The organism is Mycoplana rhizolycopersici (assembly GCF_013378445.1).
In the GTDB taxonomy this organism is placed as follows: Bacteria; Pseudomonadota; Alphaproteobacteria; order Rhizobiales; family Rhizobiaceae; genus Mycoplana; species Mycoplana rhizolycopersici.
This window is the reverse complement of the sequence record NZ_JABXYK010000001.1, coordinates 512,901-536,303: the sequence shown is the minus strand read 5'-3', so window position 1 is coordinate 536,303 and position 23,403 is coordinate 512,901. Positions and strand designations below refer to the sequence as shown.

Genomic DNA, 23,403 nt, shown 5'->3' with positions numbered 1-23,403 from the left:
GGTATGTACGGCTGCCGATAATTTGGGCAATTGGAGCGGTGCATATGATCGGACTGGTGCTTGTCACCCACGGCAAGCTGGCGGAAGAGTTCCGCCTGGCACTTGAACATGTCGTGGGGCCGCAAGAGGCGATCGAAACCGTTTGCATCGGCCCTGAAGACGACATGGACCAGCGCCGGCAGGATGTTCTCGAAGCGGCGCAGCGTGCGGATCGCGGTCAGGGCGTCATCATCCTGACCGACATGTTCGGCGGCACGCCGTCCAACCTCGCCATATCCGTGATGAGCAGCGGCTCGGTCGAAGTCATCGCCGGGGTGAACCTGCCGATGCTGATCAAGCTTGCCGGCGTGCGCAATGACGGAAACATGGAACGCGCGCTTCTGGAGGCGTCCGAAGCGGGACGGAAATACATCAACGTCGCAAGCCGCGTCCTCAGCGGCAAGTGAACGACGCCCACTCCACTCACGGTTCGACCATGTCCGTCACGAAAGAACTCCTCATCATCAACAAGCGCGGCCTCCATGCCCGTGCCTCGGCGAAATTCGTGCAGACCGTCGACGGCTACGACGCCGAGGTGACCGTCTCCAAGGACGGCATGACCGTCGGCGGCACGTCGATCATGGGCCTGATGATGCTGGCCGCCAGCCCGGGATGCTCCGTTCACGTCAGTGCCACCGGCCTGCAGGCCGCCGAAGTGGTTTCGGCGCTGGAGGCACTCGTTGCCAACCGCTTCGGCGAGGAAATGTAACGCTTTCAGCCGATATAAAGATATAAAGACCTCTTTATATGCGTGTTGCCTGTCCCCACAAATCCTGATAAGCATGCGCGCAGCTACGAGCGGGCGCATTCCGCCCCTTCTCCGCGGCCGCGCACCCGATGCGGCCGGCGCCTCCGTGCGCCGCAACAGGACCAATTCAGTCTGGAGACCCGCATGAGCAACACCAAGGACTACATCGTCGCCGATATCGGCCTGGCCGACTTCGGACGCAAAGAAATTGCGATCGCAGAAACCGAAATGCCGGGCCTGATGGCCTGCCGGGAAGAATTCGGCGCGGCAAAGCCGCTCAAGGGCGCGCGCATCACCGGCTCGCTGCACATGACCATCCAGACCGCAGTCCTGATCGAGACCCTGGTGGCGCTCGGTGCCGAAGTGCGCTGGGCCTCGTGCAACATCTTTTCCACCCAGGACCACGCCGCTGCCGCGATCGCCGCTGCCGGCATCCCGGTCTATGCGGTCAAGGGCGAAACGCTTGAGGAATACTGGACCTACACCGACCAGATCTTCCAGTGGGCCGATGGCGGCCTGTCCAACATGATCCTCGACGACGGCGGCGACGCGACGATGTATATCCTGCTCGGCGCACGCGCCGAAGCCGGCGAGGACGTGCTTTCCAATCCAGGCTCCGAAGAGGAAGAGATCCTCTTTGCGCAGATCAAGAAGCGACTGAAGGCCTCGCCCGGCTGGTTCACCAAGCAGCGCGACGCCATCAAGGGCGTGACGGAAGAGACGACCACCGGCGTCAACCGCCTCTACCAGCTGCAGCAGAAGGGCCTGCTGCCCTTCCCCGCGATCAACGTCAACGACAGCGTCACCAAGTCGAAGTTCGACAACAAGTACGGCTGCAAGGAATCGCTCGTCGACGGTATTCGCCGCGGCACCGACGTGATGATGGCGGGCAAGGTCGCCGTGGTCTGCGGCTATGGCGACGTCGGCAAGGGATCGGCTGCCTCGCTGCGCGGTGCCGGCGCCCGCGTCAAGGTCACCGAAATCGATCCGATCTGCGCGCTGCAGGCGGCAATGGACGGTTTCGAGGTCGTGCAATTGGAAGACGTGGTCGGCAGCGCCGACATCTTCATCACCACGACCGGCAACAAGGACGTCATCCGCATCGAGCACATGCGCGAGATGAAGGACATGGCGATCGTCGGCAACATCGGCCACTTCGACAACGAGATCCAGGTCGCGTCCCTTCGCAACATGAAGTGGACCAATATCAAGCCGCAGGTCGACATGATCGAACTGCCGAAGGGCAACCGGATCATCCTTCTGTCGGAGGGCCGCCTGCTGAACCTCGGCAATGCTACCGGCCACCCCTCCTTTGTCATGTCCGCCTCGTTCTCCAACCAGGTACTGGCGCAGATCGAGCTGTTCGCCAACACCGGCAAGTACAACAACGAGGTCTACGTCCTGCCCAAACAGCTCGACGAGAAGGTCGCGCGGCTGCATCTTGCCAAGCTGGGCGCCAGGCTGACGGAACTTTCCGGCGAGCAGGCCGCCTATATCGGCGTGACGCAGCAGGGTCCTTACAAGGCCGAGCACTATCGCTACTAATCGTTACCCGACTTATCCACAATATGTTGTGTGCCGCCGCCTTGACAGGGCGGCGGTTTCTTTTTTGCCAGCGCGGCTTCCCGGAGATTCTGGATGGAAGTATGGTTATGTTGTTGATTCGACGCTGAGATGCGGAGCCGGTGCGCCGCACGTCACAAGCGACGTGTGCGCCCGCTATGATCCCGCTTCAGCCGCCTGGCTTCCCCTTGGGGTGAGGCCACGCGGAGGCGTCGGATCGGGGATGTCTTGTCGATCAGGCGGCAAACGGACGGAGACATACCGGGGATGATGTCGGAACGAAAACGAGGCCTCTTTGGGCCGGGCGCAGACGCGTCCACAAGACTTGCCACGCAGATCAGGACGGCCTGCGTCACCCGCCTGTCGGCGATCGGAAACCACGCATGGCGGCTCAGGGCGCTGGCAGCCGGCTCTGCGCTTTCCGCCTTTGCCGTTCCTGCGCATGCACAGCAGGAAGCCGCGGCGCGATTGCTCGGCTCTTCCGAAGTCATCACGTTTTCCGTACTCCTCGGCGTCGTCTCGGCCGCCCTGTTTTCCGCCATCTGGATGATCCGCCAGCGTGGCCGGCTCGAAGAGGAGATCGGCGGACTGCGCGCCACCGTTTCCGATGCCAAGCACCGCAATGCCCGTCTGCAGGCGCTGATCAGCGACAAGAACCGGCGCATTATCGTCTGGGACGGCCTGTCCCAGCGACCGGAAGTGCTGGGCCAGCTTCCGCCGGAGACCGGCGCCCCCGCCGCCGACTCTGAATTTCTGGCTCTCGGCCGCTGGCTGAAACCGGCGTCAGCCGCCGAAGCCGAGCGCGCGATCGAAACGTTGCGCTCCCAGGCGCAAAGCTTCGACCTTGTCGTGGAGACCGGCCGCAACGAAATCGTCGAGGTACAGGGCCGCGTTTCGGGCGGTCAGGCTTTCGTCCGCTTCGTCGCCCTCAACAATCTGCGCCGCGAGGTGGCGGAGCTGCAGCTTGAGCGCGATCGCCTCGAACAGTCGCTTACCGTCTTCCAGAACCTGCTCGATACGATCGACCTGCCCGTCTGGCAGCGCTCCCGTGAAGGGGCACTCGTCTGGGCCAACACGGCTTATGGCGAGGCCGTCGAGGCGCGAGACGCTCAGGAGGCCGTTCGCGAAAATCGCGAACTTCTGCCGGCAGTGACCCGCGAAAAGATCCGCGCGGTCAGCACCTTCGACACGCCCTTCCGCGACAAGGTCTCCACCGTTGTGCAAGGCAGGCGCAATTTCTTCGAGGTCGTGGATGCCCTTTGCGCTTCCGGTTCTGCCGGGATCGCCCTCGACGTATCGGAGACGGAGGCTGTCCGCGAAGAGCTCCAGCGCACGCTGAAGAGCCACGCCGAAACGCTGGACCATCTCGCCACCCCCGTCGCGATCTTCGACGGGACGCAGCGGCTGCAATTCTACAACCAGGCTTTCCAGAGCCTGTGGGACCTTGATACCGCCTTCCTTGAGAGGCACCCCGATCACGGCGAGATGCTCGACCGGCTACGGGCGGCCGCAAAGCTGCCGGAGCAGCTCAACTGGCGCCAGTGGAAGGAAAATGCCCTTTCGGTCTATCGCGCGATCGACACGCAGTCCGATCTCTGGCACTTGCCCAACGGCCAGACGCTGCGCGTGTTCGCCACCGCGAGGCCCCAGGGCGGCGCCACCTGGGTATTCGAGAACCTGACGGAAAAGGTCGACCTCGAAACGCGCTACAACACGTTGCTGCAGGTGCAGGGCGAAACCATCGACCACCTCTCGGAAGGGGTCGCCGTGTTCGGTCCGGACGGGCGGATACGCCTGTCCAATCCCGCGTTCCGCGCGCTTTGGGGTATCACCGAAGCCCAAGTCGAGCCGGGCACGCATATCCGCGCGATCGAACAGGTTTGCGCACCGTCCTATGACGGGGCGGACGGCTGGAAGCGGTTCGGCCAGATCATCACCAGCTTCGACGACGAGCGCCCCTCTTATCGCGGCGTTCTGGAGCTTCACACCGGCCTCGTGCTCGATTTCGCCGTCACACCGCTTTCCAACGCCCAGACGATGCTGACCTTCGTCAACATCACCGACAGCGTGCGCGTCGAGCGGGCCCTGACGGAGAAGAACGATGCGCTGCGCAAGGCCGACGCACTGAAAAACGACTTCGTTCAGCACGTTTCCTATGAACTGCGCTCGCCGCTGACCAACATCATCGGCTTCGCCGACCTGCTCAAGACGCCGTCGATGGGATCATTGAGCGAGCGGCAGGCGGAATATGTCGACCACATCGCCACCTCTTCGGCAGTCCTTCTGACCATCGTCAATGACATTCTGGACCTTGCGACCGTCGATGCCGGGATCATGGAACTTGACCTGTCGGAAGTGAGCCTCGCCGATCTGCTCGACGACGTTTCAATGGAGTTCGCCGAACGGCTGAAGGACAACCACGTCTCGCTGGATATCGTGGCGCCGCCGTCGCTTGGCACGATCGTCGCCGATCACCAGCGCCTGAAGCAGATCCTCATCAAGCTCCTCGCAAATGCGGCGAACTTCGCACCCGAAGGCACGGCGATCGAGCTGAAATGCTGGCGCGAGGAACGCGATTTCGTCTTCAGCGTCTCAGACAGCGGCCCCGGCATCCCGCAGGATGTGCTGCGCACCGTTTTCAACCGTTTCGAGAGCCATGGCCGACGCGGCGGCGCGGGGCTCGGGCTCTCCATCGTCGAGAGCTTCGTCAGCCTGCACAGCGGCACCGTGACGATCGACAGCCGCGAAGGCGAAGGGACGCGCGTCACCTGCCGCATTCCCGGGGCTTCGCTGCCGGCCATCGCCGCGGCGGAATAAGTCAATGTCCGTCGCCACGGTCCACCTCGCCGACGAAGCCGAAACGATCCGCTTCGGCGAAGACATGGCGCGCGCCGTCCGGCCGGGCGACCTGATCGCCCTGTCCGGAGATCTCGGCGCCGGCAAGTCCACCTTCGCCCGCGCGCTGATCCGTGCCATGGCCGACGACGAGTTCATGGAAGTGCCGAGCCCGACCTTCACGCTGGTTCAGAGCTACGCGCTGCGGATACCAATCGCACATTTCGACCTATACCGCGTTGCCGATGCGGCCGAACTGGACGAACTGGGGCTGGAGGAAGCGCTTGAGGACGGCGTCTGTCTGGTCGAATGGCCGGAGCGGGCGGAAGACGCGCTGCCTGCGCAACGGCTGACCCTGCGTTTCCTGCATCACGGCGACGGAAGGCTGGTGGAAATCGACGGGCCTGAACCGCTGGCCGCACGCGTGCGCCGCACGCTGGAAATCCGCGCCTTTCTTGCAGGCGCCGGCTTAGCAGACGCCCGGCGCCGGCACCTGACGGGCGATGCTTCGATCCGCGCCTACGAGCATGTCTATGCGGGCGGCCAGCGCTACGTCCTGATGGATTCGCCGCGACACACGCCGGGGCCGATCCTCGCCCATGGCAAGTATTACCAGCAGATCGCGCATATAGCGGAGGACGTCCGCCCCTTCGTCGCCGTTGCGGCGCATCTCGGCGCGCGCGGCCTTGCGGCCCCCGCCGTGTTCGAAAAGGACCTCGACCGCGGCATCCTGCTGATCGAGGATCTGGGGCATGACGGCGTACTTGACGCAGAGGGGCGCCCCATTGCGGAGCGCTATCTGGAAAGCGTGGCCACACTCGCCGAGTTGCACCGGCAGCCAGTACAGGAGACGATTCCGGTCGGCGACGGAAGCGACTACCGCATTCCCGACTTCGACCTCGACGCGATGCAGATCGAGGTCAGCCTGCTCACCGACTGGTACCTTCCCTGGAAGACCGGTGCTGCGGCAGACACGGCGACGCGCGATGCCTACAGAGGGATCTGGAGTGATCTCGTCGCCGGGCTCGAAACGGCGGAAAGGAACCTGCTTCTTCGCGATTTCCATTCGCCCAACATCATCTGGCGTCCGCAGGCAAGCGGGATCGATTGCGTCGGCATCATCGATTTCCAGGATGCGATGATCGGGCCGACCGCCTACGATGTCGCTTCGCTTGTGCAGGATGCGCGCGTCGACGTGCCACCGGAACTGGCTTCGCAGATGCTGGAGCACTATCTTGGCCTGCGGGAAACGCAAGGTTCGGGCTTCGATCGCAACGCCTTCATGGCCGCCTGGCACGTCATGGCAGCGCAGCGCAATTGCAAGCTCGTCGGCATCTGGGTGCGACTGATGCAGCGCGACGGCAAGCCGGCCTATATGAAACATATGCCGCGCACGCTCGAAAACCTGCGCATGGCGCTCTCGCATCCGCGCCTCGCCCCCTTGCGCGAATGGTGTGGAAAGGCTGGAATCCTGTCCGACGAATCATAGGACGGATGCCCCGATGAAGATCGAAAACGCCATGGTGCTCGCGGCCGGGCTCGGGACGCGCCTTAGGCCCGTCACGAACACCATGCCAAAGCCGCTGGTTCGGATCGCCGGCAAGCCGATGATCGACTACGGTCTCGACGCCCTGGAAGCGGCGGGGGTCACGAAGGCGGTGGTGAACGTCCATCATTTTGCCGATCAGATGATCGCGCATCTGTCCCGCCGCGCGCGTCCGCAGATCCTGATATCCGACGAGACGGAAGCGTTGATGAATTCCGGCGGCGGGCTGGCGAAGGGGCTGAAGCTGCTGGGGGCCGAACCCGTATTCGTTCTAAACGCGGACCTTTTCTGGGTGGGGGAAAAGCCCGGCGAGCAGAGCAACCTGCGACGGCTTTCCACCTTCTTTGATCCCGAGCAGATGGACATGGCGATGCTCTGCGTCCGGCTGGAAGACACGACCGGTCATAACGGCCGAAACGACTTCTCGATGGATGGCGACGGACGCCTGAAACGCCACGATCCCCACCGCGGGCAACCAGTCGTCTATGCCGGAGCGATTGCCATGATGCCGGCACTTCTGCAAGACGCGCCGGACGACGCCTTCAACCTGAACATCTACTTCGACCGTGCAATTGCGGCCGGTCGGCTCTTCGGGCTCGTTCTCGACGGCCAGTGGATCACGGTCGGAACGCCCGAAGCCATCTCCGAGGCGGAAGCCGTGGTCGGCGGGCAGGCAGGGGCGGCATGACCGCGCGGCCGGACGGCGCCGGAAACGTCTTCTCGATCCATCCCGGTCTGCCATTCCTTCGCACGCTGGCGCGGCACCTTTGCGACGGCTCGCTCGTGCCCGGCTTCCGCTACGATGCCGACGATCCGTTGTCGCTTGCCGACGTCACGATCTACGTACCAACCCGTCGTTCGGCGCGCACGCTGCGCTCCGAATTCGTCGATCTCCTCGGCGGCCGCTCCGCCATCCTGCCTGTCATTCGCCCTCTAGGCGAGACCGACGACGACAGCGGCTTCTTCGACGAGGCCGCCCCGGTCGCGCTCGATATGGCCGAGCCGCTCGGCGGGCCGGCGCGGTTGCTGGAACTTGCACGGCTCGTGCTCGCCTGGCGCAACAGCCTGCCGGCGGCGATCACCGCAGTTCACGCCGAGAGCCCGCTCGTCGCACCCGCCAGCCCCGCCGACGCAATCTGGCTCGCCCGCGAACTGGCGGACCTCATCGATGCGATGGAAACGGAAGAACGCGACTGGGCGGCGCTGCAGAACATCCAGGCGGCCGACCATGCGCAGTGGTGGCAGCTGACCCTCGCCTTCCTGACGATCGCCAGCGAATTCTGGCCGGCGCGACTTGAGGAACTGAACCGCTCCTCCCCTTCGATCCGGCGAAACGCCACCTTGCACGCGGAAGCGGAGCGCTATGTGGCATCGCCGCCGCCGGACCCGGTGATCATCGCCGGCTCCACCGGCTCCATCCCCGCTACCGCCAGGCTGATCGAAGCCGTGGCCGGCGTTGCGGGCGGCGTTATCGTGCTGCCGGGCCTTGACTTCTCGATGTCCAGCGAGGAGTGGCAGCTGATCACGCATGATCCATTATCCGGCGAACCCTCGCGCGACGCTTCCAACCGCAGCCATCCCCAGTACGGTCTCAAGCGGCTGCTGGAGCGTCTCGGCATCGAACGGGCCGAGGTGGCGGAACTCGGCACGCCGCAGCCCGAACTGGCCGAACGGGCGCGTGTTCTCTCCCGCGCGCTTTTGCCCGTGCACGCCACGGCGGGCTGGGAGCATCAGCGCCAGACCACGGACGCGCGTTCCCTTCGCGATGCCTTCGCCAACGTGTCGCTGGTCGAGACAGGGAACGAGCGCGAGGAGGCTACTGCGATTGCGATTGCCCTTCGCCTTGCGCTCGAGGGCGGGGCCGACAGCCAGGCGGCGCTGATTACGCCCGATCGCAAGCTCGCCCGCCGCGTCACCGCAGAACTCGCCCGCTTCGGGATCGAGGCCGACGATTCCGCGGGCACGCCGCTTCTTTCCACCGCTCAGGGCACGCTGATGCGTCTTCTGCTGGAAGCGACACTGCGGCCCGGCGACCCGGTCGCGCTGGTGTCCCTGCTGAAACACCCACTGGCCCGCTTCGGGCTGTCGAGCGAAGACAAGACGGCTGCGGCCTCAACGCTCGAACTTTTTGCCCTACGCGGCGGAACGGCCGAGGTCGACATTTGCGCATTGGAACCTCTGCTGGACGCCGCCATCGTCCGCCATGCCTCCGACAGGAAGCCGCCGGAATGGCGGGCGGCAATTGCGGAAGATGCGGTGGGCAAGGCGCGCGATCTTGCCCGCCGGATCTCCGCGGCTGCAGAACCGCTTGCAGGCGTCATGGTGCGCCACGGCCGCACGGGGCGGCGCTTCACCACCGCACTCCCCTTCTCCGACTGGGCCGAGCGCACGGGCCGGGCACTCGAGGCCGCTGCGATCGACGAACGCGGCAATCTCGCAAGCCTTTGGTCGGGCGAGGCCGGCGAAGGGCTCGCTACCCTGTTGAAAGGCGTGATGGAGGCCGAGGGACAATTGGACGCCGACGGGGGGCAATGGTGCGACGCGCTCGAAGCGCTGGGCGCGAGCGAGACGGTGAAGCCGCGCTCGATGCGGCACCCGCGGGTCTTCATCTTCGGCGCGCTGGAATCGCGCCTGCAGAGCGTCGATACGATGGTGATCGGCGGGCTCAACGAAGGTTCCTGGCCGGGCCAGACGACGAACGATGCATTCCTTTCGCGGGTCATGAAGGCGAATATCGGCCTGGAGCCGCCGGAGCGGCGCATTGGCCAACTGGCGCACGATTTCCAGATGGCGTGCGCCGCAAAGCGGGTGGTGCTGACGCGAGCGATGCGCAGCGGCACGTCGCCCACCGTTCCCTCGCGCTGGCTGCAGCGCTTGCTGGCGATCGGCGGTCCGACGCTGGCGGACGAGTTGCGAGGCCGCGGATCTGACCTGGTGCACTGGGGATCGCTTCTGGACCAGCGGCCGACGCAACCTTCTGCCAGGCGACCGGAACCCCGGCCGCCTGCGGACCTTCAGCCCCGCAGCTACTCCTTCAGCGAGGTCGGACGCCTCCGGCGCGACCCTTACGCAATCTATGCGCGGCGGATCCTGCGGCTGCACCCGATCGCGCCGTTCAACGTCGATCCCGGCGCGGCCGAACGTGGCACGCTCTATCACAGGATCGTCGACCGCTATGTCCGCGAGAAAGCCGCGGGCGCGATGGACGCGCAACTGATGAGCCGGATAACCGAGGAGGAATTCGACCTGATGGCTCTGCCGGTCCATATCGATGCCGTCTGGCGTCCGCGGTTCCGGGGCGTCGCGCAGGCCTTCCTGAACTGGGACGGCCGGCGGACGCTGAGCGTCGAAAAAACGTTGACGGAAGTACCGGCTTCCCTCGACCTTTCGATTGCGGGCATGCGGCTCACCGGCGTCGCTGATCGCATCGACCTTCGCGCCGACGGTCGGGCGGACCTGATCGACTACAAGACCGGCAGTTCGCCCTCGCCGAAGATCGCCCGCGCCCTTCTCGATCCGCAGCTGGCACTCGAGGCCGCGGCCTTGAAGCGCGGTGCGTTCCGCCGCCTTCAGGCGACGCCAGCCGGCGATCTGCTCTATGTACGGCTGAAGCCGGGCGAGCGCTTCAATGACGAGATCGTCAACAACGAGCACTCGGCGCCGCGGGCGAACTCCCATCCGAAGTCGGCGGATGACCTGGCCGACGAGGCGCTGGCGGAGCTGGAAAAGCTTCTCACCCAGCTTCTGGCCGGGCGTTACGGCTTTGCCTCCCGCGTAATACCGGAAGCGGAGCGGGATTTCGGCGGGGAATACGACCATCTGGCCCGCGTCGCGGAGTGGTCGACGGCGGAAGGCGGGGAAGGAGAAGACGATGGTTGAAGACGACCGGCCGTCGTCCGACGATCCGGGCGCATGGCTCAGCTGGACCAGCCGCAAGCAGTCGATGGCATCCGATCCGTCCGGATCGGCCTGGGTTTCGGCCAATGCGGGCTCCGGCAAGACGCATGTGCTCACCCAGCGTGTGATCCGACTGCTGCTGGCTGGCTGCCGGCCGTCGGCGATCCTCTGCCTGACCTATACCAAGGCCGCGGCGTCGGAAATGTCGAACCGCGTCTTCGAGCGCCTGGCCGAATGGGCCGTTCTGCCCGACGAAGATCTAGCCCGGCGCGTCGCCCAGATCGAGGGCGCGCAACCGGACCGGATCAAGCTGCAGGAAGCCCGCCGGCTGTTTGCGCGGGCGCTGGAAACGCCGGGCGGCCTGAAGATCCAGACGATCCACGCCTTCTGCGAAGCGCTGCTCCATCAGTTTCCGTTGGAAGCGAACGTAGCCGGCCATTTCTCTGTCCTCGACGACCGCGCGGCAGCGGTGCTGCTGGCCGATGCGCGCAGATCGCTTCTCACCGCCACATCGGCCGAGGACGACGGGGATCTGGCTTCGGCCTTTGCAACAGTGCTCGACATTGCCGACGATACCGGCCTCGACAGGCTAATCGGCGATATCGTCGCCAATCGCGGGGCGCTCCGCACCTTCATCGAGGAAGCGGCCGACCATGGCGGAACGACCGCGCTGCTACGGGCTCGGCTGGGCTTCGGGCCGGAAGAAGATGCTCAGAGCCTGACCGAGGCCTTCTGGCCGCCGCCCGGCTTCGACGCTGCCCTTTTCCGCCGCTATCTGGAGACCGCGCTGCAGATCGGCTCGGACACGGTCAAAGGGAACGCCGCCGGCCTCTCCACCGTGCCCGATCTTGCCGCGGCGGAAGAGCGGCGCCAGTCGCTGTGCGCAGTCTTCTTCAACAAAACCGGAGGGCCCGCCAGCCTCGATCGCGCCTTCCTGTCGAAGAAGATCAAGGACAGCGATCCGGCCTTCGCCACTTTCTTCGTTGACCTTCAGGCTCATGTCGTTGCCTGCGAGGACAGGCTTTGCCGGTTTCGCATGTTCGAGGCGACGCGGGCGGCGCTTGTCATCGCCGAAAGGCTGATCGGCGACTACGAGGATCTCAAGCGTGGCCACAGCCTGCTTGACTTCGACGACCTGATCGATCGCGCAGCGAATCTTTTGACCCGGAGCGACGCGGGCGCCTGGATTCACTACAAGCTGGACCAGGGCATCGACCACGTGCTGGTGGATGAGGCGCAGGACACAAGCCCGCGCCAATGGCAAATCATCGGGGCGCTGACCGGGGATTTCTTTGCCGGATTCTCGGCCAGGAATGCCGCTCGGACCGTCTTTTCCGTCGGTGACGAAAAGCAGTCGATCTATTCGTTCCAGGGCGCGCGACCCGAGCGCTTCGCGGAAGAAGGAAGAGCGACGCGACGCCGGGCGACCGAGGCCGGAGCGATATTCGAGACGATCCGGCTGCTGCTTTCCTTCCGCTCCGCCCGTGACGTCCTCTCCGCCGTGGATCGCGTGTTCTCGATTCCCGAAAACGCCAGAGGCCTTTCGCCGGCGAATGACGATATCGTGCATGTGTCGAACCGCGGGCATGACCCGGGCGTTGTCGATCTCTGGGATGTGATCGTCCCGACCGAGACGGTCGACGAGCAGGACTGGATTGCACCGTTCGACGCGGTCCCGGAAAAGGCGCCGGTCAACGTCCTTGCGCGCCGCATTGCCGATACGCTCGCGGACTGGATCGGCCGAGAGACGGTGACGGAGAAGGGCGTCGTTCGCCCGATGCGCCCCGGCGACGTGATCGTTCTGGTCAGGAAGCGCGATGCTTTCGTCAACGCACTGACCCGGGCGCTGAAGCAACCGCACGGCATTCCCGTCGGCGGTGCCGACCGGCTCGTGCTGACCGGGCACATCGCCGTCCAGGACCTTGTGGCGCTCGGGCGGTTTGCCCTGCTGCCGGCCGACGACCTTTCGCTTGCAGCGCTTTTGAAGAGCCCGCTGTTTGGGATGTCCGAAGACATGCTCTTCGAACTTTCCGCCCGGCGGCCCGAGAAGACCGGGCTTTGGGAGCATCTGCGCCTGCAGGCGCAGGATGATCTGCTGGTGGCCCCGTTGGTGCGGCGGCTCGAGGCCCTTGCCGGGCTTGCCCGCGATCTCCCGGTTCACGACTTCTATGCGCGCGTGATCGGCATGCTCGGCGGACGTGCCGCCTTCCTCGCCCGGCTCGGGCAGGAGGCGGGCGAAATCATTGACGAGTTCCTTTCCTTCGCGCTGGAGCAGGAAGAAAACGGCCTGCCGGGCCTACAGGCGTTCATCTCGACGCTCGAGCTTGAGGCACCGACGGTCAAGCGCGAGCAGGACAAGGGCCGCAACGAGGTCCGCATCATGACTGTACATGCCGCGAAGGGCCTGGAGGCACCGGTGGTCTTCCTCGTCGATGGCGGCGGCGCCCCGTTCACGCACACGCATGTGCCGAAGCTCCGCCTTCTCTCCAGCCTCGACGGCGGCGACGGCCTGCCTGCGTGGCTGCCGACGAAAGGGCTCGGCAACGCGCTGAGCGATGCCGATGCCGCGCGCCTGCGGATACAGGCGGAAGAGGAGTATCGCCGGCTGCTCTACGTTGCCATGACGCGGGCTGCCGATCGTCTGGTCGTTTGCGGCTATCGTGGTAGGAAGGAGACGAAGGGCACGTGGCACGAGATGGTGCGCGACAGCCTTTCCAGCGACGAGCGCAGCGCCGAGACGACGTTTTCGGCAGGATCAGACAGCTGGAACGGCCTTGCCTGGCGCGAGGCCGGCGCACGCGCCGGCACGGCCCAGGATGCTCCGGCAGAGGTTTCCGATCTTGCCGCGCCACTGCCGGCGGCACTCGGCCGGCCACTTCCGCCGCAACGGCAGTTGCCCCGTCCGCTCAGCCCATCGGGCGCTGCGGCCGTAATCGACACGTCGCAATCCGACCTGATGGTGGGATCGGCGCTATTTGCCTCGCACGTTCCGACGGGAAGCGGCCGCTCGCTGGAGCGCGGGAAGATCCTGCACCGCCTTCTGCAAGTTCTGCCGGCGTTTCCCCCACCGGAGCGGCGCGGCGCAGCTCAACGCTATCTCGAGCGGGCAACCCGCCACTGGACCGGACCGGAACGCGAGCGGCTTCTCGCCGCCGTCATTGCGATCATGGGCGAGGCGTCGCTTGACGCGATCTTCTCGCCCCGTGCCCGCGCCGAAGTATCAATCATGGGCACCTTGACGCTGGGGCGGACAGACTATGCCGTCTCCGGCCGCATCGACCGCATGGTGGTCACGGAAGGCCATGTGGAGATCGTCGATTTCAAGACGAACCGGCAGCCGCCAAGAACCAGCAGCGACATTGCCTTCGAGCACGTCGCACAGCTTGCGATCTACCGCGCCATCCTCGGCCCGCTCTATCCCGGTCGACCGATCCGGTGCGGACTGGTCTATACGGAAACGCCGGTGGCCTACTGGCTCGATGAGGAAGCTATGGCGGGAAGCCTTGCCCAGCTTGCGACAAAGTGAGATACCATCCATTGAAATGGCGCCTGCCGTGCATCACATAAAGTGCAACCTCAATTCGCCAAGGAGCAGCCCCTGATGGCTACCGTGAAAGTCGACAATTCCAACTTCCAGGCCGAAGTCCTCAACTCCGCCGAACCGGTGGTGGTGGATTTCTGGGCCGAATGGTGCGGTCCGTGCAAGATGATCGCCCCGGCACTGGAGGAAATCTCCGCCGAGCTCGCCGGCAAGGTGAAGGTTGCCAAACTCAATATCGACGAGAATCCCGAGCTTGCCGCCCAGTTCGGCGTCCGCTCGATTCCGACGCTTGCAGTCTTCAAGGGCGGCGAAGTTGCCGACATCAAGGTCGGCGCTGCCCCGAAGACGGCCCTGTCGTCCTGGATTTCGTCCGCAGCCGCCTAAACTGCTGCTGACCTCGTGAACGAAAGGACCCGGTTCATCCGGGTCTTTTTTTGCCGATTTTTCCGTTTCGCTTCGTTCCGTTTTCTGACGCCTGCCCGGGTCAGGCGGGCGGCGTGCCGTTGTCGGCCAGCACGTCGCCGACCAGGTAGAGCGAGCCTCCGATCAGGATGCGCGGAGCGACCGCGTCCTCTTCGACGATGCGGCCGATCGCGTGCAGCGCATCGGCGACGGAGGACAGGGGCTCCGCCTCAAGCCCGGCATCCATGGCGTCGCTGGCGAGCGCCACCGGATCGATGCCGGCGTCGGAACCGCGGATCGGCACGGTGAAGACGCGTTCGGCAATGCCGCGGAAGGCATCGAAATAGCCGCGCGGATCCTTGGTGTTGATCATTCCGGTCACGAGAAACAGCGGCCGCGGGTCGCTTTCCTCGAAGTTCGCCATGGTTTCCGCGATGACGACGCCGGCGCCTGGGTTGTGCCCGCCATCGACCCAGATCTCCGACAGAGGAGGAGCCAGTTTCGCCAGCGTCCCGACGGTGAGCCGCTGCAAGCGTCCGGGCCATTCGACGGTCACCAGCCCGCGCTCGAAGTCGTACTCCTTCACCGGCAGGCCGCTCGCCTTGACGGCGCGGATTGCGGCGGCCGCGTTGGCATATTGATGGCGGCCGGGCAACTTTGGCGGCGGCAGGTCCATCAGTCCGAATTCGTCCTGGTAGACCAGGCGGCCGAACTCGCCATAGGCAAGGAAATCCTGTCCGTAGACAGTGCAGGGGCAGGACAGCCGCTCTGCGGTCGCGATGAGCACCTCGCGCGCCGCATCCTCCTCCTGATAGCCGATCACGACGGGGACGCCGCTCTTCATGATGCCGGCCTTTTCGGCCGCGATCAGTTCCACCCGATCGCCCAGATAGGCCTGATGGTCCAGCGAGATCGGCATAATGACCGAGACCGCCGGCCGTTCGATGACGTTGGTTGCGTCAAAACGGCCGCCGAGCCCCACCTCGATGATGGCGACGTCGGCAGGGTGTTCGGCAAACAGCAGGAAAGTGACGGCCGTCAGGATCTCGAAGACCGTGATCTTCTGGCCGCCATTGGCTTCGGCGACGCGGCGAACGGCATCGGCAAGCACCGGATCGGACACGTAGGCGCCACGACCGCCCTTTTTGCCGAGGCGATAGCGCTCATGCCAGTTGACGAGATGCGGCGAGGTGTGGACGTGGACCGAAAGCCCCGCCGCCTCCAGGATCGCCCGGCTGAAAGCCGACACGGAGCCCTTGCCGTTGGTGCCGGCGACGTGGATCACCGGCGGGAGGCGTTTGTGCGGATCGCCGAGCGCCGCCAGAAGGCGGGTGATGCGATCAAGCGACAGGTCGAAGCCCTTGGGATGCAGGGCCAGGAGCTTTTCAATCTCCCGTCCCGCCTCGGTGGTGTCCGCCGCCTCCATCACCCCGCCCGCCTGCGTGGATCAGGCGCTGGCAGCGATGGCGACGACGCCCGCGGCCTTGGTGGTTTCGGTAACCGGCTTTTTCGTGAGAATCCGGAGAACGCGTGCCAGCGTGTCGGGAATGTCGTGACGCTTGACGACCATGTCGACCATGCCGTGTTCCAGCAGGTACTCCGACGTCTGGAAGCCTTCCGGCAGCTTTTCACGAATGGTCTGCTCGATGACGCGCTTGCCGGCGAAGCAGATTTCGGCGCCGGGCTCCGCCATGTGGATGTCGCCCAGCATCGCGTATGACGCCGTGACGCCGCCCGTGGTGGGGTTCGTCAGGACGACCACATAGGGCTGCCCTGCTTCCTTCAGCATTTCGACGGCGACCGTCGTGCGCGGCAGCTGCATCAGCGACAGGATGCCTTCCTGCATCCGCGCGCCGCCCGAAGCGGGGAACATGACCAGCGGGCACTTCTCGGTGATCGCGCGCTCGAATGCCTTCACGATCGCCTCGCCGGCGGCCATGCCGAGCGATCCGCCCATGAAGTTGAACTCGTGCACGACGGCGACGAGCTTGACGCCGCGCACCTTGCCGACGCCGGCCAGGATCGTGTCTTCCTGATCGGTCTTGATGCGGCTGTCCTTCAGACGGTCGGCATACTTCTTCGAATCGCGAAATTTCAGCGGATCCTGCGCGACCTTCGGTTGCGGCAGTGCCTCATAGGCGCCGTCGTCGAAGAGGTCCTTCAGGCGCGCCTTCGCCGGCATCTTCATATGATAGCCGGAGGCCGGGATGACCCACTTGTTCTCTTCCAGATCGCGATGGAAAACCATCTCGCCCGTCTCGGGGCACTTGATCCAGAGGTTCTCCGGAACCTCCCTGCGGCCCAGCATCGAATTGATCTTCGGCCGAACGTAGTTTGTGATCCAGTTCACTGAGGCTACTCCTGAATTTTTCGTCCCCTATGTGGGGATTTACTCCGCCGCCGCAAGCTTGGCGCTGCGCACGCCCGATGCCAGGCTGCGCACGAGCGCCTCGACGCCGGCGACGGTCGCTTCCGTGGCGGCTCCATCGGCCGTCAGGCTGGAAGCGATCTGATTGACGATGGCGCTGCCAACGACGACGCCGTCAGCGGATGCGCCGATGGCGCGCGCGTGTTCTGCAGTCTTGACGCCGAACCCGACGCAAACCGGAAGCGTCGTATGCTCCTTGATCCGCCGGACGGCCGCACCGACCAGCGAAGGATCCGGCAGCGCCGAACCGGTGATACCGTTCATCGACACGTAGTAGACGAAACCCGAGGTATTCTCCAGCACGCGCGGCAGGCGCTTGGCATCCGTCGTCGGCGTTGCCAGACGAATGAAGTTGATGCCGCGCTCGACTGCGGGAACACACAGTTCGTCATCCATCTCCGGCGGCAGATCGACGACGATCAATCCGTCGATGCCGGCTTCCAGCGCGTCGTTCAGGAAGCGGTCCACGCCGTAGATGTAGATCGGGTTGTAGTAGCCCATCAGCACGATCGGGGTATCGGCATCCTCGAGGCGGAAGTCGCGCGCCATCTGAAGGGTCTTCGCCAGCGTCTGGCCGGCCCTCAGCGCACGCTGGCCGGCAAGCTGGATGGCCGGGCCGTCGGCCATCGGATCCGAGAACGGCATTCCGAGCTCGATCACGTCGGACCCCGCCTTCGGCAGCGCCTTCATGATGGCGAGCGAGGAGGCATAGTCCGGATCACCGCCCATGAAATAGGTTACGAGTGCCGGGCGGCCTTCGGCGGCGAGGTCGGCAAAACGTCTGTCCATACGCGCGGTCATCTTAGAGCTCCATGCCGAGGATTTTGCCGACGGTGAAGATGTCCTTGTCGCCGCGGCCGGAGAGGTTCATCAGGATGATTTCGTCCTTGCCCATCTTGGGCGCGCGCTTGATCACCTCGGCGAGCGCGTGGCTCGGCTCCAGCGCCGGGATGATGCCTTCGATGCGGGTCAGAAGCTGGAAAGCCTCCAGCGCCTCATGGTCCATGATCGGCACGTATTCCGCGCGGCCGACGTCGTTCAGCCAGGAGTGCTCGGGGCCGATGCCCGGATAGTCGAGGCCTGCGGAAATCGAATGGCCTTCCTTGATCTGGCCGTCACCGTCCTGCAGCAGGTAGGTGCGGTTGCCGTGCAGGACCCCGGGAGAACCGGCGGTGATCGAGGCGCAGTGCTCCTCGCCATCAAGGCCCTTGCCGCCGGCTTCGACGCCGACGATCCTGACTTCCTTGTCATCCAGGAAGGGGTGGAAGATACCGATCGCATTCGAGCCGCCGCCGACGGCAGCGATGACGACGTCGGGCAGGCGTCCTTCGGCGGCGAGGATCTGTTCGCGCGCCTCGCGGCCGATCACGGCCTGAAAGTCACGGACCATTTCCGGATAGGGATGCGGACCGGCAGCGGTGCCGATCAGGTAGTAGGTATCCTCGACATTGGTGACCCAGTCGCGCAGCGCCTCGTTCATGGCGTCCTTGAGCGTGCCGTGACCGGCGGTCACGGGTTTCACCTCGGCACCAAGCAGCTTCATGCGGAAGACGTTCGGTGCCTGGCGCTCGACGTCGGTGGCGCCCATATAGACCACGCAAGGCAGACCGAAGCGGGCGGCGACGGTGGCGGACGCCACGCCATGCTGGCCGGCACCGGTCTCGGCGATGATGCGCGTCTTGCCCATGCGCTTGGCGAGCAGAATCTGTCCGATGCAGTTGTTGATCTTGTGGGATCCGGTGTGGTTCAGCTCTTCACGCTTGAAATAGATCTTCGCCCCGCCGAGATGCTCGGTCAGGCGTTCGGCGAAATAGAGCGGCGACGGGCGGCCGATATAGTGGGCGCCCAGGGAAGCCAGCTCCTTCTGGAATTCCGGGTCGTCCTTCGCTTCATCCCATTTTTCCTGCAGTTCCAGGATCAGGGGCATCAGCGTCTCGGCGACGAAACGGCCGCCGTAGATGCCGAAACGGCCGTCCTCGTCGGGACCGCCGCGAAACGAATTCAAACTGGGTGACTGGTTCACATCCTGCTCCCTGCGGCCGCGACCCGGCCGGTTGCCCGCCGCACTGCCTCGAAAAATTCTTCCATCCTGCCGATGTCCTTGACGCCCGGCGCGCTCTCGACGCCGGACGATACATCGATGCCGGGAGCGCGCGTCACCGCAACCGCCTCCCCGACATTGTCCTTGTTCAATCCACCGGAAAGCATGTAATCGACGCTGCCGTCAAGCGCATCCATCAGCGTCCAGTCAAACGAGACGCCATTGCCACCGGGCAGATCGGAGCCTGCGGGCGGCTTGGCGTCGAAGAGAAAACGATCGGCGATGCCGATATAGGCGTCGACCTTCTCCAGGTCCGCCGCCTCGCGCACCGAAAACGCCTTCATGACCGGCAAACCGTAGACCGCCTTGACCGTCAGGACGCGTTCGGGACTTTCGCTACCATGCAGTTGCAGGATGTCCGGCCTGAGCAGGGAGACGATCTCGTCCAGATCATCGTTGTCGGCATTCACGGTTACGGCCACGATCTTGGCGCGACCGCGCACGAGGTCGGCCAGTTCGGCAGCGTCCGCCGGCTCGATGTTGCGCGGGCTCTTCGGAAAGAAGATGAAACCGACATGGCTGGCGCCGAGATCGACGGCGCGCTGCACCGTGTCGGGCGTCTTCAGGCCGCAAATCTTGATGTCGAAATTCTTCCTGGCGTCGCTGTTCATGGGCAATGGACCTCGCATGAAACGGCCGCAGAGTCGAGGGCAATCGCGCCCATGAATCGGCCTGTCAATCGAAGTCGAGCGCGTGAAGCATCGTGCCGTTGCGCTTCAACCAGCGCTTTGCTTCTTCCACGCGCGGACACAACTTCGCGCAGAGCGTCCAGAACTCCGGACCGTGGTTCATTTCGCGCAGGTGCGCGACCTCGTGCGCCGCCAGATAGTCTAGCACAAAGGGGGGTGCCATGACGATGCGCCAGGAAAAACTCAACGCCCCGTCCGCCGAGCACGAACCCCAGCGGCTGCGGGTGTCGCGCAAGGTCAGCGACCGCACCTTGCGGCCGACTTTCGGTGCATGCACCCCTACCCGCTCCTGCAGGTCCCCTCGCGCTTCCTTCTTGAGATAATCGGCGATGCGCCGCGGCACGTGTTCGCTCAGGCCGCTGACCCGCAGCACCGGCTCGCCGTCGATCATCACCGTTTCCGTCAGGCCGCGCAGCATGCCGGTCTCCTCGATACGATGGGCGACCCCGCGAACGAAGATGTGATGACCATCGGAGAGGGAGCTTCGCGCGGAAAAGCGCGCAAGCTTGGTCATCAGCCAGGCATGGTGCCGGTCGAGAAAGTCGCGGATATCGCGCTCCGGGAGGCCGGTCGGCACGGTCATTCTCAGCGCTCGTCCGCCGGGCTCGATGCGCAAGGTCAAACGCGTCGCCTGCGCATTGCGGCGGATCGTCAGTGGAACGGTCCTGCCATTCACCTCGACCTGTCGGGTCTCCGGCGGAGGCGGCGTCCTCGGTGCGCTACGAGGCTTGAGGATGGTCGAGAACATTGGTCCCTTAATAACCGATTCGCGGGGTGTTTGAACCAAACAAAACCGGCGCCACTGGGGCGCCGGCTTGTTATTGGCGGGACTTCAGCCACGTCAGGCTTTCGAAACGTCCGGTACGCTTCCACCGTTACCGGACCGGCGCTCGCGCATGAAACGTTCGAACTCTTCCCTGTCCTTCGCCATCCGCAGCTCGCGCATGTAGGCGTCGAATTCCTCGCGCATCTCGTCGAGCTTGCGACGCTCTTCCTCGATGCGGTTCAATTCGGCTTCGCGCCATTCGTCGAAGGCAACGTTGCCGGACCCGAAACCGGGACCGCGATACGCGCGGAAACCCCTGCCGCGTCCGCGGCATGCTGCGAAGAAGCCGTCGGCCGCTCCATTGGCATCCTTCTTGAAGTTCCTCAGCCGCTCACCGAAGATGATATAGGCAAGCATGGCCAGGCCGAGGGGCCAGAAGACCATAAAACCAAGCACCATCAGTGCGACCGTCGCAGGCGTCCAATCCGGACGCAGCAATGCAGACTGGTTCATTTGCAATCTTCCTCACATTCGCCGGACCGCCACCGTGGCGACCGATATTTTCGATGTGGTAAGAGCATGAACACGCTTCAAGACGTCGCCCGTCGGAATCGGACAAACGCCTGAAACCCCCACGAAAAATCGAACGCCGGACTATTTTCCGGCGGACTTTCCGCCCTTGATCACCCGCGGAGCGACGTTCTTCGCACGCCCGTTGGCCTCGATGAAGGACAGGATCCGCGGCGCGATCTCGCGACGGAAGCGCGAGCCGTTGAAGACGCCGTAGTGGCCGACGTCCGGCTGCATGTAGTGCATCCGCCTGGCGTCGGGGATGTTCGGGCAGATCGTCTGTGCCGCCTTGGTCTGGCCGACGCCGGAGATATCGTCATTCTCGCCTTCGACCGTCAGGAGCGCCACATTGCGGATGGCTGCCGTATCGACGCGACGATTGCGATGCATCATCTCGCCCTTCGGCAAAGCGTGTTGTATGAAGACGGTTTCGACCGTCTGCAAGTAGAACTCCGCCGTCATGTCCATGACCGCCAGGTATTCGTCATAGAAGTCGCGATGCTTCTCGGCCGCATCGCCGTCGTTCTTGACCAGGTGGTCATAGAATTCGCGGTGCGCAACCAGATGGCGGTCGAGGTTCATCGACATGAAACCGGACAGCTGCAGGAAACCGGGATAGACCATCCGCATGAAACCGGGCTGGGGCCACGGCACCGGCATGATCACGTTGTCGCGGAACCAGTCGATCGGCCGCTCTTCGGCCAATCGGTTAACCGCCGTCGGATTGACGCGGGTATCGATCGGCCCCCCCATCAGGGTCATCGAGGCGGGTGCGAACGCGTCACCGTCCTCTTCCATCACCGCGACCGCCGCCAGAACCGGCACCGACGGCTGGCAGACCGCGATTACATGCGTATCCGGACCCAGCGCGTGCAGCATCTCGATCACATAGTCGATGAAGTCGTCGAGATCGAAGGAACCGTCCGACAGCGGCACCATGCGCGCGTCGATCCAGTCGGTGATGTAGATTTCGGCATTCGGCAGCAAAGTTTCCACGGTACCGCGAAGCAACGTCGCATAATGGCCCGACATCGGCGCGACCATCAGGATCTTCGGATCCTTGCGGTGACCACTCGGCAGGCAACGCTCGAAATGGACGAGGTTGCAGAAGGGGCGCTGCCAGACGATCTTCTCGTGCACCGAGACTGTCTGACCGTCGACCACCGTTTCATTCAGCCCGAAGGCCGGCTTGCCATAACGGCGCGTGGCGCGCTCCAACACTTCCAGGCCGGCAGCCATGGTGCGCCCGAAACAGGTGTGGGACAACGGATTCAGCGGGTTCGTGTAGGCAAGCCGCATCTGGTCGGCGACGGCACGCCACGGTGCCATCATCGCATGGTTCAACTCGTAAAGCTGGTAATACATAAAAGTGATCACCCCGTCGTGAACTCGTTTAAGCTGTTCCCTTCGGGCGCACCGCGCTCGGACGAAATCCTGCCTTCTGCATTTCCTAACAGGCTATCACTTTTTCGTTGCGGCGCAACAGAGCTTACGGGCGCCTTCGCAGCGCAAACGGCGCTTTCCCGGCGGGACTGTCGCAATTCTATGCCGTCCAGCCGCCGTCGATGACATAGGCCTGGCCGGTCGTATAGGTGGCGCCGGCGAGATGAACGGCGAGCGCCGCAATCTCCTCGGGCGCGCCGAGCCGCCCCATCGGCTGCCTTGCGATGAAGGCGGCGCGTGCGGCATCGTAGTCGCCGCCGGCTCGCATGCGTTCCTGCAGGGACGGGCTTTCGACGGTGCCGGGGCAGATGGCATTGCAACGGATGCCCTGCCCCACATAGTCGGCCGCAATCGACTTCGTCAGGCCGATGACCGCGGCCTTGGTGACCGTATAGGCGAAGCGGTTCGGCACCCCCTTCACGCTGCTCGCCACCGACGCCATGTTGACAATCGCACCACCGCCGCGGGCAAGCATGCCGGGCAGAACCGCGCGTGCCGTTCGCGCCATGGAGCGAACGTTCAGGTCCCAGGCGAAATCCAGTTCCTCGTCCTTGACGTCGAGAACGGTGCCGGCATGGACGACGCCGGCGCAGTTGAAGAGGATATCGACAGGACCGACCGCGGCGATGACATCGCGCACCGACTGATCGGAACGGACATCCAGCACGTGGGTCGCGATGCCTTCGGTGGCCAGCGTCTCCAATGCCTCGGCATTGATGTCGGTCGCAATGACGGTCGCGCCGGCAGCCTTATAGGCCAGCGCAGAGGCCCGCCCGATTCCCTGGCCGGCCGCCGTAACCAGTGCCGTCTTTCCTCCGAGGTCTCCGCTCATCTG

At 64.5% G+C, this 23,403-nt stretch carries 18 protein-coding genes; 9 read left to right on the top strand and 9 right to left on the bottom strand.

All coding sequences use genetic code 11. The features are described from left to right. Positions 1 to 44 precede the first annotated feature (44 nt). The 9 genes from HV823_RS02375 (at position 45) to trxA (ending at position 14,553) form a co-directional block, all read left to right on the top strand. A complete protein-coding gene (locus tag HV823_RS02375) occupies positions 45 to 446 on the top strand; it encodes a PTS sugar transporter subunit IIA (RefSeq protein ID WP_097137572.1) in 402 nt (133 codons plus the stop codon). A 29-nt stretch (positions 447 to 475) separates the two neighbouring features. Beyond that, complete coding sequence (locus tag HV823_RS02370; RefSeq protein WP_097138035.1) at positions 476 to 748, top strand: HPr family phosphocarrier protein; 273 nt, start codon at positions 476 to 478, stop codon at positions 746 to 748. 183 nt (positions 749 to 931) lie between these two features. Continuing rightward, on the top strand, positions 932 to 2,332 hold the full coding sequence (gene ahcY, locus HV823_RS02365) for an adenosylhomocysteinase (RefSeq protein WP_176948134.1): 1,401 nt from the start codon (positions 932 to 934) through the stop codon (positions 2,330 to 2,332). A gap of 288 nt (positions 2,333 to 2,620) precedes the next feature. Continuing rightward, positions 2,621 to 5,167, top strand: a complete 2,547-nt coding sequence (locus tag HV823_RS02360; protein WP_176948133.1) for an ATP-binding protein — start codon at positions 2,621 to 2,623, stop codon at positions 5,165 to 5,167. Between the two features lie 4 nt (positions 5,168 to 5,171). Further along, complete coding sequence (tsaE, locus tag HV823_RS02355) at positions 5,172 to 6,674, top strand: tRNA (adenosine(37)-N6)-threonylcarbamoyltransferase complex ATPase subunit type 1 TsaE (RefSeq protein WP_176948132.1); 1,503 nt, start codon at positions 5,172 to 5,174, stop codon at positions 6,672 to 6,674. A gap of 13 nt (positions 6,675 to 6,687) precedes the next feature. Further along, positions 6,688 to 7,419: a nucleotidyltransferase family protein gene (locus tag HV823_RS02350; protein WP_176948131.1), complete on the top strand. Its 732-nt coding sequence runs from the start codon at positions 6,688 to 6,690 to the stop codon at positions 7,417 to 7,419. Beyond that, positions 7,416 to 10,610 carry a double-strand break repair protein AddB gene (gene addB, locus HV823_RS02345; RefSeq protein WP_176948130.1) on the top strand — a complete coding sequence of 1,065 codons (3,195 nt, stop codon included), beginning with the start codon at positions 7,416 to 7,418 and terminating at the stop codon, positions 10,608 to 10,610. Before HV823_RS02350 ends, addB begins: the two co-directional genes overlap by 4 nt. Next, positions 10,603 to 14,154 (top strand): double-strand break repair helicase AddA, encoded by a 3,552-nt coding sequence (gene addA / locus HV823_RS02340; RefSeq protein ID WP_176948129.1) that lies wholly within the window; start codon positions 10,603 to 10,605, stop codon positions 14,152 to 14,154. Before addB ends, addA begins: the two co-directional genes overlap by 8 nt. A 75-nt stretch (positions 14,155 to 14,229) precedes the next feature. Then, positions 14,230 to 14,553 (top strand): thioredoxin, encoded by a 324-nt coding sequence (gene trxA, locus HV823_RS02335; RefSeq protein ID WP_176948128.1) that lies wholly within the window; start codon positions 14,230 to 14,232, stop codon positions 14,551 to 14,553. A gap of 100 nt (positions 14,554 to 14,653) precedes the next feature. Here trxA and HV823_RS02330 read toward each other — a convergent pair whose 3' ends face one another. The 9 genes from HV823_RS02330 to HV823_RS02290 form a co-directional block, all read right to left on the bottom strand. Then, entirely contained in the window at positions 14,654 to 15,997 is a 1,344-nt protein-coding gene (locus HV823_RS02330; RefSeq protein WP_176948127.1) for a bifunctional folylpolyglutamate synthase/dihydrofolate synthase, read from the bottom strand. A gap of 21 nt (positions 15,998 to 16,018) precedes the next feature. Continuing rightward, a complete protein-coding gene (gene accD, locus HV823_RS02325; RefSeq protein WP_176948126.1) occupies positions 16,019 to 16,921 on the bottom strand; it encodes an acetyl-CoA carboxylase, carboxyltransferase subunit beta in 903 nt (300 codons plus the stop codon). A 39-nt stretch (positions 16,922 to 16,960) separates the two neighbouring features. Further along, the gene (gene trpA / locus HV823_RS02320) at positions 16,961 to 17,800 is read right to left on the bottom strand and encodes a tryptophan synthase subunit alpha (protein ID WP_176948125.1); all 840 of its coding nucleotides are present in this window, start codon (positions 17,798 to 17,800) and stop codon (positions 16,961 to 16,963) included. A gap of 1 nt (position 17,801) precedes the next feature. Beyond that, positions 17,802 to 19,022 carry a tryptophan synthase subunit beta gene (gene trpB / locus HV823_RS02315; protein WP_176948124.1) on the bottom strand — a complete coding sequence of 407 codons (1,221 nt, stop codon included), beginning with the start codon at positions 19,020 to 19,022 and terminating at the stop codon, positions 17,802 to 17,804. Continuing rightward, the gene (locus HV823_RS02310; RefSeq protein ID WP_176948123.1) at positions 19,019 to 19,711 is read right to left on the bottom strand and encodes a phosphoribosylanthranilate isomerase; all 693 of its coding nucleotides are present in this window, start codon (positions 19,709 to 19,711) and stop codon (positions 19,019 to 19,021) included. Before HV823_RS02310 ends, trpB begins: the two co-directional genes overlap by 4 nt. 64 nt (positions 19,712 to 19,775) lie before the next feature. Continuing rightward, positions 19,776 to 20,537, bottom strand: a complete 762-nt coding sequence (locus tag HV823_RS02305) for a M48 family metallopeptidase (protein ID WP_176948122.1) — start codon at positions 20,535 to 20,537, stop codon at positions 19,776 to 19,778. Between the two features lie 93 nt (positions 20,538 to 20,630). Continuing rightward, the gene (locus HV823_RS02300) at positions 20,631 to 21,068 is read right to left on the bottom strand and encodes a DUF2852 domain-containing protein (protein WP_176948121.1); all 438 of its coding nucleotides are present in this window, start codon (positions 21,066 to 21,068) and stop codon (positions 20,631 to 20,633) included. Between the two features lie 141 nt (positions 21,069 to 21,209). Beyond that, positions 21,210 to 22,490, bottom strand: a complete 1,281-nt coding sequence (locus tag HV823_RS02295; RefSeq protein ID WP_176948186.1) for a polyhydroxyalkanoate depolymerase — start codon at positions 22,488 to 22,490, stop codon at positions 21,210 to 21,212. A gap of 178 nt (positions 22,491 to 22,668) precedes the next feature. Further along, positions 22,669 to 23,400, bottom strand: coding sequence for an SDR family oxidoreductase (locus HV823_RS02290; protein ID WP_176948120.1), 732 nt, complete (start codon positions 23,398 to 23,400; stop codon positions 22,669 to 22,671). Positions 23,401 to 23,403: the final 3 nt, after the last annotated feature.